Raw genomic sequence first — 12,804 nt, forward strand, 5'->3', positions numbered from 1 at the left:
AATCGTGCGAATCCGCTCAGTTTTAGCGAGCGATTTCGCACGATGTGAATTTTTGCACGTTTTCAATTGTTCAGCAGGTCTGCCACCTTGCCGTGCGGGCCGTAAGATTTCAGTCTTCCTTATCAAGTCTTCTCTTCATGGAGAATCTCGTGATCCCCAAAAGGGCCGCCGCTTTTGTCACGTTGTTTCCGCAGAGCTTCAGGGCCTGGTCCATGTAGATCTGTTCCAGCATGGAGACCTCCTGATCGAGACTGATCGGTCCTTTCCGAAGATCCTTTAACGCAAACGGCTCTCCTGTCCGGGTATCATCTTTCCAGTCTACCCGCTTTAATTCCACATGTTTTTCAAGCACGTCCCCCTGACAGAATAAGAAGCAGCGCTCGAAAATATTTTTCAGTTCCCGAACATTCCCTTTCCAGTCATACAAAAGCAGCTCCCGCATAAAATCAGGATCCACATGGGTGATATTCTTTCCAAACATGCCATTATAATATTTCAGGTAATAATCGCATAGCGCCGGAATATCCTCTCTCCGATCCCTCAACGGCGGGATCACAAGCTCCATGACATTGATCCGGTAGAAAAGATCTTCCCGGAATTCCCCCTGCTTTACGGCATGTTCCAGATTCCGGTTTGTCGCCGCGATCACCCGGGCATCCACTTCGATGTCCTCCAGACCACCCACACGCTTGAACTTCTTATGGTCCAGGAACGTGAGGATCTTTGTCTGCATGGAGAGGGGAAGTTCCCCGATCTCATCCAAGAACACGGTTCCGCCTGCTGCCAGCTCGATCAGACCCTTCTTCGTCTTCATCGCGCCCGCAAAGGCCCCCCGCTCATAGCCAAAGAGCTCGCTCTCCATCAGATGTTCCGGAATTGCGCCGCAGTTGATGCGGACCATCAGGTGGTCCCGCCGGTCGCTGCAGGCATGGATCAGGGACGCTGCAACCTCTTTTCCGGTTCCGGTCTCGCCCCGGATCAGAACATTCACCGTGGAATTCTTTCCGAGAAGTCCGATGTGGCGCCGGATCCGCATCGCGGCATCGCTGACTCCGATAAATTCCTGCGTTTTTCCCTTTAGGAACTCCAGGGATTCCCGATCCTGCATCTGGCCAATGCAGCGGCTGGCGATCCGGTCGATCTCGTCAATATCAAAGGGCTTTAAAATATAGTCGTAAGCGCCGCGCTTCGTCGCCTCCACCGCCTGGGCAACAGAGCCGTACGCCGTCATCAGGATCACCTGGACCTCCTCATCGGCGGAACGGAACGTGGAGATCTCGTCGATCCCGAGGCTGTCCTGCAGGCGGTTATCCAGGAGGATCACCTGCGGATGGAACGTTTTCATCTTCTCGAGAGCGTCCTTCACCGTTTCCGCCGACTGGGTCTCGTATCCCCGGTCCTTCAGGCCTTCCTCCAGTGTAAACCGGATCAGAAATTCATCATCAACGATCAGTACCTTTTTCATGTTCATCCCTGCTTTCAAAAATCAGGCGCACCGTTGTTCCGCAGCCCGGAGCGCTTTCCATTTCCATTTTGCCGTGGTTCTGCTCGATCAGCCGGTTTACGATCGCCAGACCAAGCCCGACGCCGTTAATGCTCTTCGTGTAGAACGGTTCTCTTGCACGTTTCAGTTCCTCTTCATTCATTCCTTTTCCGTTGTCGGAGACGCAGAATGTAGTCATACCTCCGTCGGAAGACACTGAGAGACAGATCTTCCCCGTTCCGTCCCGGCTGACCGCCCGCATGCTGTTTGTCAGAAGATTGTACAGCATCTGGCGCATTTCATTCTCATCGGCAAACACCTCACATGCCGTGCAGTCTGTCTCGAACGCGACATTCTGCTGCTCGCACTCCTTCGCGTAGATGGATGCCACCTCCCGCAGCACCGCATCCGCCGGAAAGACATGTCTGTTGTTTTCCTTCTTCACCGACAGCGTAAACAGGTCATTGATCAGCCCGGTCACCCGGTCGATCTCATGGAGCATGCTGTCGCAGAGAAGCTTTTCATTCTCCTTCACTGCCCGCCCGCCAAGGACCTGGATCCCGGACCGGATCCCGGCCAGCGGATTTTTGATCTCATGGGCCAGTGCCGATGACATCCGGCTCGTATACTCCATTTTCGTGTAGTTATCAAGGTTTTTCAGAAGATTCTCAAAGGTTCTCGCCAGCTGGCCGATCTCGTCCTTTCTCGCTGTTTCCAGGAAACGGTACTCCCGGAACCCGTCCTTGTTCTCATCGAGCCTTTTACACGCCGCGCTCATGCTGCGGATCGGTTTTGTGATACTCCAGGCGAGGAACACGCTGACCTGTACGATGATCAGGAGACTCGCCACAGCGCCCACAATGACGTAATTCTGTTCTTCCAGGATCGCGCTCTCAAATGACTTTTTATCCATCCAGTATTCCAGACGCCACCCCAGGGAATTTCCACTGTCCGTGTACAGGAGTTCCATATTTCCGTCCGAAATCTCCTCGTTCCCCGTGATGATCGTGCCGTCGGCAGCCAGGATCCGCACCGCCGGATCATGATAGAACTTATACTTCTGCCGGATCTCCTCTTCACTCAGTTTTCCATGCAGATAGTAGATATCCGCCTCCATGCTGCGGATCGTGGTCCTCGCGTACTCTTTTCTGTCCTTAAGCTTTTCTGTATATCCATTACACACCGAAATAGCACAGAATGCACAGACCACCAGGATCCCTACCATGATGAACGGCAGCATGACCTCATGCTCGATCCTGCAGAACCATGATCGAAACAGCTGTTTTTTCTTTCCGCTCATTCTTCTGCCCCTCTTTTCTTCTCAAACATCGGGATCACAACATAGACTGCCGCCGCGCACAGTGTTGCCGGAAATGCCCAGTATATCCGGAGATCCATTTTCCAGAACAGGACAGAGCAGATAAGTCCCGTAAAGAACGCTCCCACCGCCCCGGCTTTCGTTCTCTGTTTCCAGTACAGTCCCCCGTAGATCAGAGGGGCAAGCGCTGCCGAGAATAATCCCCAGATATCCGCCCCGAAGGACAGCATGTCCTTCGGCGGATTTACGGATAAGATCAGTGCAGCCGTGCCTCCCATGAAGATACATACCCGCGCCAGGGTGAGAATCTGCTCCTCCGACATCTTCTTTTTTGTGAGCTGGGCAGCCACATCGTAGGACAGCATGCAGCCGATCAGGTGAAGCTGGGAGTTCGCCGTTGAGACACAGGCGCCGATCACGCTGATCAGGAAGAAACCGCTGAACGGTGTGTTCATGAGATTGACCACTGCATAGATAAATACGTCATCCGCGGAGCAGTAATTTTTCAGCTGTGGAAAGAGGATCCGCAGTCCGAGACCGATCTGGGTCAGTGCAAAGTACAGCACGCACAGGAATATCAGTGCATGCAGGATCATATGTTTTGCGGTTTTTTTATCCTTCGCCGCCAGGATCCTGACCATATACTGGGGATTCGACGCCAGTCCCATTCCCCAGCCGAAGAACATGGAGATATATACGAAGATTCCAATCTCCGCTGTCTGATTTTCAAAAACGCCCTTGCTCTTTATGAGTTCATGCACAGTCTGATCCGTCAAAAACCAGTGTCCCGGAACATTTTTTACGATAACCAGATACAGAACCCCGATGCTCACAGAGAGCATAATCAGATTGAGGCAGTCCGACTTCGTGACGGAGTTAAAGCCGCCGAAGCTCGAATAGAGGATAAAAAGATAGACAAGAAAGACAGCTACCTTGTAATTGATATTCAGCAGGCTGGATACCGCGATGCCAAATCCCTTGATCTGGATCATCAGATAGAAAATATAGCCGCAGATCATAAAAATGGCCGATGCTGTTTGCAGAAATTTAGAATCATGCTTTTTTCCAATCAGCTGTGGGATCGACAGGACATCATTCTCATATAGCCGGTCCGTCATCAGATACAGGAGACCCGCGCCGATAAACCACGGGATGACCGACGACGCAATGACAGAGAGTCCGCTGTGGTATACGTTTCCCGTAAATCCCAGAATCGTCGCCGCGGAGACCCAGGTTCCGACAAATGTGAAAAACAGGCGTTTTTCGTCATTTTTTCTCTCACCGACGAAAAACTTGGAGAGAGAATCGCTTTCCGAAAAGGAGAGCTTTCCGATGACCAGGAACACAACGGAATAGATAACAAAATAGATCAGCTGGATCAGTACCTGGTTCATAGCGCCCTCCCCGTATATTCCGTTCCGTAGCTGCCGTCATCCAGCCTGCGGAGTCGGTAATATCCATAACTTTCCGTCTCCGACACCTCATATCCATCCGGAATCGTCACAAACACCTCCTCCGCCCCATTCCGGTATGCCTGATGCACCATGCGGCGGATCAGGCGGGGGAGTTCTTCGGGTTCGGAGAACCTGATCCGCACGCGGGAAACTCCGTCGGATTCCAAGCTGGTCTGGTCCAGAACAGCGTCCCAATGTTCATTTCTCGAGGTGATATCCTTTGGGATCTCCCTCTCATACTCGATTCCCACAAGTGTCAGCCCCTTCGCCGGAGCAGTCTGTCCCGCCTCTTTGCGGTTTCTTGCCTCCAGTACCTCTTTCACATGTTCCGGCTCCCACTCACCGGTTCCGACTTTTAACAGGGTTCCCGCGATGATCCGCACCATGTTGTAGAGGAATCCGCTGCCGCAAAGGCGAATCGTTACGATGTCCTCATCATTCTTTTTCACCTCGGCCCCGTAGATCGTCCGGACCGTCTCCTCCGCCTGGTGGTTTGCGGCGCAGAAGCTGATGAAATCATGTTCCCCGATGAGATATTTTGCCGCCTCATTCATCTTTTCCACGTTTAACGGGTAATAGCAGAAATGGGCGTAGAGGCGTCTTGTCGGGATCTCGATCTTACAGTTTAAGATCTGATACTCGTAGGTCTTTACGCAGTTCTGCTTTCTCGGATGCCAGTCCAGGGGAACTTCCTCGGATTCCACCACACGGATATCCTCCGGAAGTCCGCGGTTTACCGCGTAACAGAATTTATCTCCCGGGATCCGGCTCTCCGTGTCGAAGACCGCCACGTTTCCGCGCGCATGGACGCCGGAGTCCGTCCGGCTTGCCCCAATGACGCAGACAGGCTCTTTCAGAAGATCCGAAAGAGCCTTATTTAACATCTCCTCTATGGTAACGCCATTGGGCTGGAGCTGCCAGCCCTTGTATGCGGTGCCGTCGTAGGCCACCGTCAGTTTGATTCGTCTCATAGCTTTATTGTTTTCCTTCTGCTGTCCGGAAAATCCGGGCAATTCTATTTCTCTGAATATCAAGTTCCCGATTTCGACCATTTTCCACGCGGTGCTGTTCCCCGTCATATCCGGGCTTTAGCGCTGCTTTTCATCGAAACCGGAGTTAATCATCTTCTACAGCAAAACCTTCAGCACGATCGCCGCCGCAAAATACACCAGATACGCCCCATAAACCATACGGTCCCTCTTCGCGTACTTAAGCGGTTTCATCTTTGTTCTGCCCTCGCCGCCGCGGTAGCATCTCGCCTCCATGGCCATCGCGAGGTCCGTGGCACGGCGGAATGCGGATACGAAAAGTGGTACAAGAAGCGGTACCATGGATTTCGCCTTCTGGATCAGGTTTCCGCTCTCGAAATCAGCGCCTCTCGCCATCTGCGCTTTCATGATCTTATCTGTCTCCTCGATCAGGATCGGGATAAACCGGAGCGCAATGGACATCATCATGGACACCTCGTGGACCGGAACGCCGACCTTCTTTAAAAAGCCAAGGCTCTTTTCCAGACCGTCTGTCAGCTGGTTCGGCGTCGTTGTGAGCGTCAGGATCGTGGATCCCATAACGAGGTAAACAAGACGGATCGCCATAAATGCCGCAAACCGGAGACCTTCCCAGGTCATCTGCAGGAAACCGATCTTAAAGATCGGGGTACCCGGCGTCAGGAACAGGTTGAAGCTGACGCTGATGAGAAGCAGGAACACGATGGATTTTAAGCCGCGCACCATGAATTTTACCGGGACATTGGAGAGCTTGATCGCCGCGATCAGAAAGATCGTCGCCGCAAGGTATGCCCAGATATTGTCCGCAATAAATAGTGTTACAATGTATACAAGCGTTCCAAAGAGTTTTGTTCGTGGATCCAGCCTGTGAAGAAGGGAATCTACCGGGTAGTACTGTCCAAGCGTGATATCTCTTAACATGTCGTTTCCTCCCCGGCTGTCTTTTCTGTGCTGTCTGCCTTCTCAGAGGCTGTTCCAGTGGCGTTCCCATGATCTGCGTTCTCGGAATCCGCTCCGGCTGCGCTTACCTGCGCTGCATTTCCGGAACTTTTTCCATACTTTTCGCGCCAGATCTTAAGGATTGCATTCTTCGCCTCTTCCACCGTCGTGATATCCGGATCCAGCGGGATCCCCTTGTCGATCAGCTTGTGCACCACATAGGTGATCTGCGGTGCCGCAAGGCCGATGGCTTCCAGCTCTTTATAATGGCGGAATACCTCCTTCGGAGTTCCGTCGAAGACCTTCTCGCCGTGGTTCATGACCACAAGACGGGACACATATCGCGCCACATCCTCCATGCTGTGGGAGACGAGAATGATCGTCAACCCCTGCTCGTTATGGAGCTTTTGTACGAGTCCTAAAATGTCGTCGCGTCCTTTCGGGTCGAGACCGGCTGTCGGCTCATCTAAGATCAGGACCTCCGGTTTCATCGCCAGAACGCCTGCGATGGCCACTCGGCGTTTCTGACCTCCGGAAAGGTCGAAGGGAGACTGCTTATAAAAGCTCTCATCGAGTCCCACCATGTCCAGCGCCTCTTTCGCGCGCTTCTCGATCTCCTCCTTCGGGAGTCCCAGATTCTTCGGTCCAAAGCAGACATCTGAGAATACGTCCACCTCAAACAGCTGGTGCTCCGGATACTGGAAAACCAGCCCCACATGGCTGCGGAGCTCTTTCATGGAATATCCCTCTTTATAAATACTTTCTCCGTTATAAAGGATATCTCCGCTCGTTGCCTTTAAAAGTCCGTTTAAATGCTGGGTCAGGGTTGATTTTCCGGATCCGGTATGACCGATGAGGCCGATAAACTCGCCATCATGGATCGTAAGATTTACATCCTTTAAGGCATACTGCTCAAAGATCGTTCCCTGCCCGTATATATGATTCAAGTGTTTAATTTCGATTGCCATATTTCCACCATTTCTCCACTATTTTAAGAGCGGAACAAGTTCATCCACAAGCTCGTCGATGGAAAGAATTCCATAAGGAAGATCCATTCCGGCTTCCTTTAATTCATCTGCCAGTTCCGTTACCTGCGGCACATCGAGGCTGTATTTTTTCAGTTCCTTGACTCTGGAAAAGACCTCTTTCGGGGTTCCGTCCATCACGACATGTCCACCGTCGATAACGACCACGCGGTCTGCGTCAATGACCTCTTCCATATAGTGGGTGATCAGAACTACCGTGATCCCTTCCTGACGGTTCAGTTCATGAACCGTTTTAATGACCTCGCGGCGTCCGTTCGGGTCTAACATCGCTGTCGGCTCGTCCAGAACGATACACCGGGGCTTCATCGCCATAACGCCAGCGATGGCCACGCGCTGTTTCTGTCCACCGGAAAGCTTATTCGGAGACTGAAGTCTGTATGCTGTCATCCCCACCGCCTCAAGGCTCTTGTCGACCCGCGCCCAGATTTCCTCCGTCGGAACTCCCATGTTCTCCGGTCCGAATCCAACGTCCTCTTCCACCACGTTTCCGATGATCTGGTTATCCGGGTTCTGGAATACCATTCCCGCCGTCTTTCGTACATCCCAAAGATGCTCCTCGTCGTCCGTCCTCATTTTAGAAATATAGACGGTTCCATCCGTTGGAAGCAGGATTCCGTTCATCAGCTTCGCGAATGTGGATTTTCCGGATCCGTTGTGTCCTAAAATCGCTACGAAATCGCCTTCCTTGATGTCCAGAGAGACGCCCTTTAACGCATGGCTGACCTCATCCTTGTCTTCCTCTTCATCGTGCCTGATATAGTCAAAGATCAGGTTCACTGCTTTAATGATTCCCATAGAAATCCTTTCTCGTTTTTCATAAACTTCAAGTGACTGCGGCGCCGCATACACCTTCAGGCTGCCGCGACAAATGTTTACACGTTTCTAAATTTTAGTTGATATCTCATAGTAAGTCAAGTGTTTTCGCATGGTTCCAGGAGCTTACCTTTTCAGATATGTGAAAACGGCATGCCACAGGATTTCTCCCATGACATGCCGCCCATCATTCCTTTCTAACTTACCCAGAGCCCCGATGCATCCAACGTATATCCGTCGATCACAGTGGACGCTGCCATCACTCCGTTCGCGTTCAGGTAATACCACTGTCCCGGTGCAGTCTGACGCCAGCCTGTTGCCATCGCTCCGTCGGCATCCATGTAGTACCAGACACCGCCAACCTGCTTCCAGCCGGTCACCATCTTTCCGTCACTTTCGAGGTAATACCACTTATTATTGACCAGTCTCCATCCCGTCACCATGTATCCGTTCTCGTCGAAATAATACCAGGTTCCAAGGATCCGGTACCACTGGGAGGTCACGATCTGACCATTCTCGTCCACATATTTCTTTCCATCCGCGTAATTCTTCCAGCTGCCCTCCGTGTCACCCAGGTCATCCAGGTAGCGGTCGGAGGAGACGATATACTCGCTGCTCTTGCGGTACTTCGCATCGTTCGTTGTCTTTCCCACCGCGCGGATCTCGTAATAGTAGTTTCCCTCTCTTCCCATATACTCGGAGAGGTCCTTGCTGGTTCCCGTCGCATCGATGGTCCGGAGATAATAGTCATCCCGGTACAGGCGGATCTGATATCCCGTCGCGTAATCGACTTTCTTCCAGACCGCTTTCATATGATTCGAAGCGCTCCATCCGGCTTCATCCGGAGTTTCCAGCCAGACTACCGGGTAGTAAGTGACTGTGACCTTCAGGTCATCATCCACTTTCACTGCCTTACTCAACGTCGCACCGGAGATCTGGCAGGACTTTGAACCGTAGCTGGAGGAGAACTCTCTTCCGCTGGAGGAAAGAATCAGCGTTGCCGTCACTTTCGTTCCAGGATTCCATTTTTCTACATCCTTGCTCCACTCCACGGATGTGATCTCGATCCCGTAGCTGCCGCAGCTGATCTCCGGCTCCTCGATCACGCCGGGATCTTCATACTTGTCTTTAAAGGTGATCCTTATAGAATTCACCGTCGGCGCAGCCAGTGCAGGAAGAACCATCCATATCGTCATCGCCATCAGAATTCCTGCTGCCGCAAGCCATTTTCCAAAAGTTTTCTGTCTCATAAGGTGCTCCTTTCCTGTATTTTCAGTCTGCTGGAAAATATTCCGACGATTTTCACCGCATAACCGCATGCCCTGCAGGTTCAGATCTTTACTGCGGTTTTCTCCAGATACCGTCCTGATCTACATAGAAGGTATCGATCACTTCATTGACCGCCTTATGTCCATCCGGATACAGGTAGTAGATCTGTCCGTCGATGTTCTGCCATCCTGTGAGCATTCCGCCGTCGCCGCCGAGGTAATAAGCCTTATCACCCAGCGTTATCCAGCCGGTCACCATAGCTCCGCTCTCGGAGAGATAATACCAGGTATTGTTGTAGAGAAGCCAGCCCGTCTGCATCTTTCCGTCACCGTTCATGTAGTAATAAACGCCGTTCTTCATCTGCCAGCCGGTGAGCATCATTCCGTTTGCGTCAAATAAGTACCAGATATTTCCGATAAATCCCCAGCCGTTCTTTAAATAAGTTCCGTCCGGGTAACGATAATACCAGCGGTTTCCGTCGAGGATCCAGCCGACCACATTCACATTTGACGGGGCCTGCTGGGAATTTCCGGAATTATTTGTGCTGCTGTTGTTGCCGCTTGACGGCTTTTTCTTTGCCGCTCTCGCCGCGTCATTCTCATCGATATAGACCTCATCGGATATGGTCCAGTCGCTCTTTGACGCGTACTTGGATACCTCATCGTTTGACGGGAGCGCGCGCACCTTAAAGGTGTAGGTTCCCTTGGAGCTCATATACGAAAAGAGATCACAGCTGCTGGTGTGGATCTCGCCGCTCTTGTAGACGTTCTTGCTGCCGCGGTAGAGGTACACCTCGTAGGACGCGTCCTCAACGGCCTCCCACTTCGCGAGTCCGAGATCGGAGCTTCCGGACTTTGTGGTCTGCCAGTATGCCTCGCCCGGCGCGTCAAGATCGCCCTTTGCCGGTTTTGTCTTTACGGTAACCACCAGACGGTCGGAAGATGTTCTCGAAGCGCTGACAAAAGTTCCGTTCTTTACCTTTACCTTTGAGGAAGTGTAGGAGCTGCTGCTGAACCTATAGTCATTTAAAGTCTTTAAAGTAACTTTCATGGTGTAGGTTCCGCCGATCTTCACGTCGTTCTTTGTGGAAGACCACTTTGCGGATACGATATCATATTTATCGTTGTTCGGGATCGATACCTCGCAGTTATCAGAATTGTATCCCACATCAAGATCCGGCAGGGATTCCCCCACCGTCGGTGTCACATCCAGCGTGATGCTGACACTATTCACATAACTGGTCGCCGCAAACGCTGTCTGCGCCCCGGATACCGCAAACACGACCGCCATGACCCATGCGGCCATCCATGTACTTATTTTTTTCCATTTTCTTTCTGCCATAGGATTGCCTCCCCTCAAGTATCTTTCTTTAACTATATTATAAGGTTGGACAATATCTCCCGTCAACTTACGATATTCTGTCTTTTATCGGCAAATCCGTGGCAGTTTGAGGCTTAGAATCTGCATTTTCCTATTATTCTTCCATTTTCCATATTTACCGTTGATCCTGTCATTTTCTGCGTAGTTTTAGTCTGTCCTCAGTGCGTCGATCGGATTCAGCTTCGCCGCCCGGCTCGCCGGCATGTAACCAAAGATCAGTCCGATGGCAACAGAAACGCTAAACGAGATCACAACTGCTGTCATGGTTGGCGGCGCGTCGATTCCCATGATGGCGCCGATTCCTGTACTTGCTAAGGCACCGATCATGATCCCGATAATTCCGCCGATGGAGCTTGTGACCAGCGCCTCAATGACGAACTGCTGCATGATCACGCTTTTCTTTGCGCCGAGGGCCTTTCTGATACCGATCTCCCTGGTTCTCTCTGTCACGGAGACCAGCATGATGTTCATGACACCGACCCCTGCAACTAAAAGAGAGATCCCGGCGATACCACCTAACATCATGCTCATCATGGCAATCTGCTCGTTCAGGGAATCGAGAAGGGAGCTCATAGCTGTCACCGTGTAGAGGTTTTCGCTCTTCATCTTTTCATAGAGAAAATTTTCAAGCTCTGTCGTGCATGTTTCCGTGTCGTTGATGTCCCGCGATGTGAAGATATAGTTGTTGATCACAGCATTTCTCGCCATCTTCACAGCTCTGGAATACGGGATCCACACAAAGTCATCCATACATCCGTCATCGAACTCAGAGCTGCTCTCCGTCTGCCGTTCCACAACGCCTACAATGGTGTAGCTGTCACCGTTTAACTTGACCATCTCGCCCACGGCGTTCTGGGAGCCGCCGTAGAGCTCCTCCGCCACGTAGGCGCCGATGACCGCGACTTTTCTCCTTGCCTCCATGTCAGAGTACTGGAGATTTCTGCCATACTCGATCTCGTAGTCCTTGATTGCGAGATAATCCTCACTGTAGCCGCCGACACTGGTGGAATCCATGGTGTCAGAGTCATGTTTTACCGTGACGCTGACGGACACGTTCGGGGACATGTTCTCGTAGAGGTCTGAATGTTCCTCGTAGAACTCATAAAATTCGTTCACATCAATACTTCTGGATGCCACCGCCTTGTACTGGACCGTGATCTGATTGACGCCCATGGAAGAAAAGCTCTCCACCATGTAGGACATATAGCCGTTGACGATGCTGACCAGGATGATCACCGACGCGACTCCAATGATGATGCCGAGCATCGTCAGAAAGGACCTCAACTTGTTGCCCCAGATACTTTTTAACGCCATTTTAAATGATTGCAGCATACTCTTTCACATCCCCGTCGAAATTGATCTTTCCGTCATGGATCCGCACCACCCGCTTCGCCTCCAGGGCGATGGAGCTGTCGTGGGTGATCATGACGATCGTGTTTCCTTCTTCATTGAGTTTCTTTAAAAAATCAAGCACCTCCCGGCCTGTCCTGGAGTCCAGGGCACCCGTGGGCTCATCCGCCAGGATCAGGGACGGGTCCCCTGCGAGAGCCCGCGCGATGGAGACTCGCTGCTGCTGGCCGCCGGAAAGCTGGTTCGGAAGATTCTTCCATTTTTCGTCGAGACCGACCTTTTTTAAGGAATTCATGGCCCGCTCCCGCCGTTCTTTCTTGTCGTAACCGGCGTAAAGGAGCGGGAGTTCCACGTTCTCTAAGAGATTTAACTTTGGAAGCAGGTTATACTGCTGGAAGATAAAGCCGATCATGCGGTTTCTGATCTCCGCCAGCTCGTTGTCGGACATATACGCCACGTCCTCGCCGCCGAGGAAATATTCGCCCTTCGTCGGGACATCCAGGGCTCCGATGATGTTCATCAGGGTTGATTTTCCGCTTCCGGATTTGCCGACGATGGCGACGAACTCGCCTTTGTTGATGGAAAGGCTGATGCCGTCGTTGGCGTGGACTTCCTCGTCGCCCATGTAGTAGATCTTGTAGATATTGCGCAGCTCTATCAGAGGTTCCTGCTTTTCCAACTTCTCATGAACTTTTGAAACTGCCTCTTCCTGTTTCATCGGCTCTTCTGCGGTATCTATTTGTAT

General features: G+C 51.7%; 11 protein-coding genes. All 11 read right to left on the bottom strand.

From position 1 onward, the window contains the following. Positions 1-109 precede the first annotated feature (109 nt). Entirely contained in the window at positions 110-1,465 is a 1,356-nt protein-coding gene (locus DW826_RS00120) for a sigma-54 dependent transcriptional regulator (protein WP_117551699.1), read from the bottom strand. Further along, positions 1,443-2,783 carry a HAMP domain-containing sensor histidine kinase gene (locus DW826_RS00125; RefSeq protein WP_117551700.1) on the bottom strand — a complete coding sequence of 447 codons (1,341 nt, stop codon included), beginning with the start codon at positions 2,781-2,783 and terminating at the stop codon, positions 1,443-1,445. The genes DW826_RS00120 and DW826_RS00125 overlap by 23 nt, the downstream gene beginning before the upstream one ends. After that, entirely contained in the window at positions 2,780-4,195 is a 1,416-nt protein-coding gene (locus DW826_RS00130) for a sodium:solute symporter family protein (protein WP_117551701.1), read from the bottom strand. Before DW826_RS00130 ends, DW826_RS00125 begins: the two co-directional genes overlap by 4 nt. Beyond that, the gene (gene truA / locus DW826_RS00135) at positions 4,192-5,226 is read right to left on the bottom strand and encodes a tRNA pseudouridine(38-40) synthase TruA (RefSeq protein WP_117551987.1); all 1,035 of its coding nucleotides are present in this window, start codon (positions 5,224-5,226) and stop codon (positions 4,192-4,194) included. Before truA ends, DW826_RS00130 begins: the two co-directional genes overlap by 4 nt. Positions 5,227-5,382: 156 nt before the next feature. Then, positions 5,383-6,183, bottom strand: coding sequence for an energy-coupling factor transporter transmembrane component T (locus DW826_RS00140; RefSeq protein ID WP_117551702.1), 801 nt, complete (start codon positions 6,181-6,183; stop codon positions 5,383-5,385). After that, positions 6,177-7,169 carry an energy-coupling factor transporter ATPase gene (locus DW826_RS00145; RefSeq protein WP_117504207.1) on the bottom strand — a complete coding sequence of 331 codons (993 nt, stop codon included), beginning with the start codon at positions 7,167-7,169 and terminating at the stop codon, positions 6,177-6,179. The genes DW826_RS00140 and DW826_RS00145 overlap by 7 nt, the downstream gene beginning before the upstream one ends. An 18-nt stretch (positions 7,170-7,187) precedes the next feature. Continuing rightward, positions 7,188-8,042: an energy-coupling factor transporter ATPase gene (locus DW826_RS00150; RefSeq protein ID WP_015553378.1), complete on the bottom strand. Its 855-nt coding sequence runs from the start codon at positions 8,040-8,042 to the stop codon at positions 7,188-7,190. Positions 8,043-8,257: 215 nt separating this feature from the next. Further along, complete coding sequence (locus DW826_RS00155; protein ID WP_165859940.1) at positions 8,258-9,310, bottom strand: N-acetylmuramoyl-L-alanine amidase family protein; 1,053 nt, start codon at positions 9,308-9,310, stop codon at positions 8,258-8,260. Between the two features lie 88 nt (positions 9,311-9,398). After that, positions 9,399-10,670, bottom strand: coding sequence for an N-acetylmuramoyl-L-alanine amidase family protein (locus DW826_RS00160; protein ID WP_117551703.1), 1,272 nt, complete (start codon positions 10,668-10,670; stop codon positions 9,399-9,401). A 186-nt stretch (positions 10,671-10,856) separates the two neighbouring features. After that, positions 10,857-12,041, bottom strand: coding sequence for an ABC transporter permease (locus tag DW826_RS00165; RefSeq protein WP_117551704.1), 1,185 nt, complete (start codon positions 12,039-12,041; stop codon positions 10,857-10,859). Beyond that, on the bottom strand, positions 12,025-12,777 hold the full coding sequence (locus DW826_RS00170) for an ABC transporter ATP-binding protein (protein ID WP_117551988.1): 753 nt from the start codon (positions 12,775-12,777) through the stop codon (positions 12,025-12,027). The genes DW826_RS00165 and DW826_RS00170 overlap by 17 nt, the downstream gene beginning before the upstream one ends. Positions 12,778-12,804 lie beyond the last annotated feature (27 nt).

Origin of the sequence: Clostridium sp. AM34-11AC (assembly GCF_003435375.1) — a bacterium.
Classification (GTDB): domain Bacteria; phylum Bacillota; class Clostridia; order Lachnospirales; family Lachnospiraceae; genus Pilosibacter; species Pilosibacter fragilis.

Excerpts from the sequence above, each read along its gene's own strand:
- DW826_RS00120 (WP_117551699.1), bottom strand. The coding sequence starts at position 1,465 with ATGAAAAAGGTACTGATCGTTGATGATGAATTTCTGATCCGGTTTACA.
- DW826_RS00125 (WP_117551700.1), bottom strand. The coding sequence starts at position 2,783 with ATGAGCGGAAAGAAAAAACAGCTGTTTCGATCATGGTTCTGCAGGATC.
- DW826_RS00130 (WP_117551701.1), bottom strand. The coding sequence starts at position 4,195 with ATGAACCAGGTACTGATCCAGCTGATCTATTTTGTTATCTATTCCGTT.
- truA (WP_117551987.1), bottom strand. The coding sequence starts at position 5,226 with ATGAGACGAATCAAACTGACGGTGGCCTACGACGGCACCGCATACAAG.
- DW826_RS00140 (WP_117551702.1), bottom strand. The coding sequence starts at position 6,183 with ATGTTAAGAGATATCACGCTTGGACAGTACTACCCGGTAGATTCCCTT.
- DW826_RS00145 (WP_117504207.1), bottom strand. The coding sequence starts at position 7,169 with ATGGCAATCGAAATTAAACACTTGAATCATATATACGGGCAGGGAACG.
- DW826_RS00150 (WP_015553378.1), bottom strand. The coding sequence starts at position 8,042 with ATGGGAATCATTAAAGCAGTGAACCTGATCTTTGACTATATCAGGCAC.
- DW826_RS00155 (WP_165859940.1), bottom strand. The coding sequence starts at position 9,310 with ATGAGACAGAAAACTTTTGGAAAATGGCTTGCGGCAGCAGGAATTCTG.
- DW826_RS00160 (WP_117551703.1), bottom strand. The coding sequence starts at position 10,670 with ATGGCAGAAAGAAAATGGAAAAAAATAAGTACATGGATGGCCGCATGG.
- DW826_RS00165 (WP_117551704.1), bottom strand. The coding sequence starts at position 12,041 with ATGCTGCAATCATTTAAAATGGCGTTAAAAAGTATCTGGGGCAACAAG.
- DW826_RS00170 (WP_117551988.1), bottom strand. The coding sequence starts at position 12,777 with ATGAAACAGGAAGAGGCAGTTTCAAAAGTTCATGAGAAGTTGGAAAAG.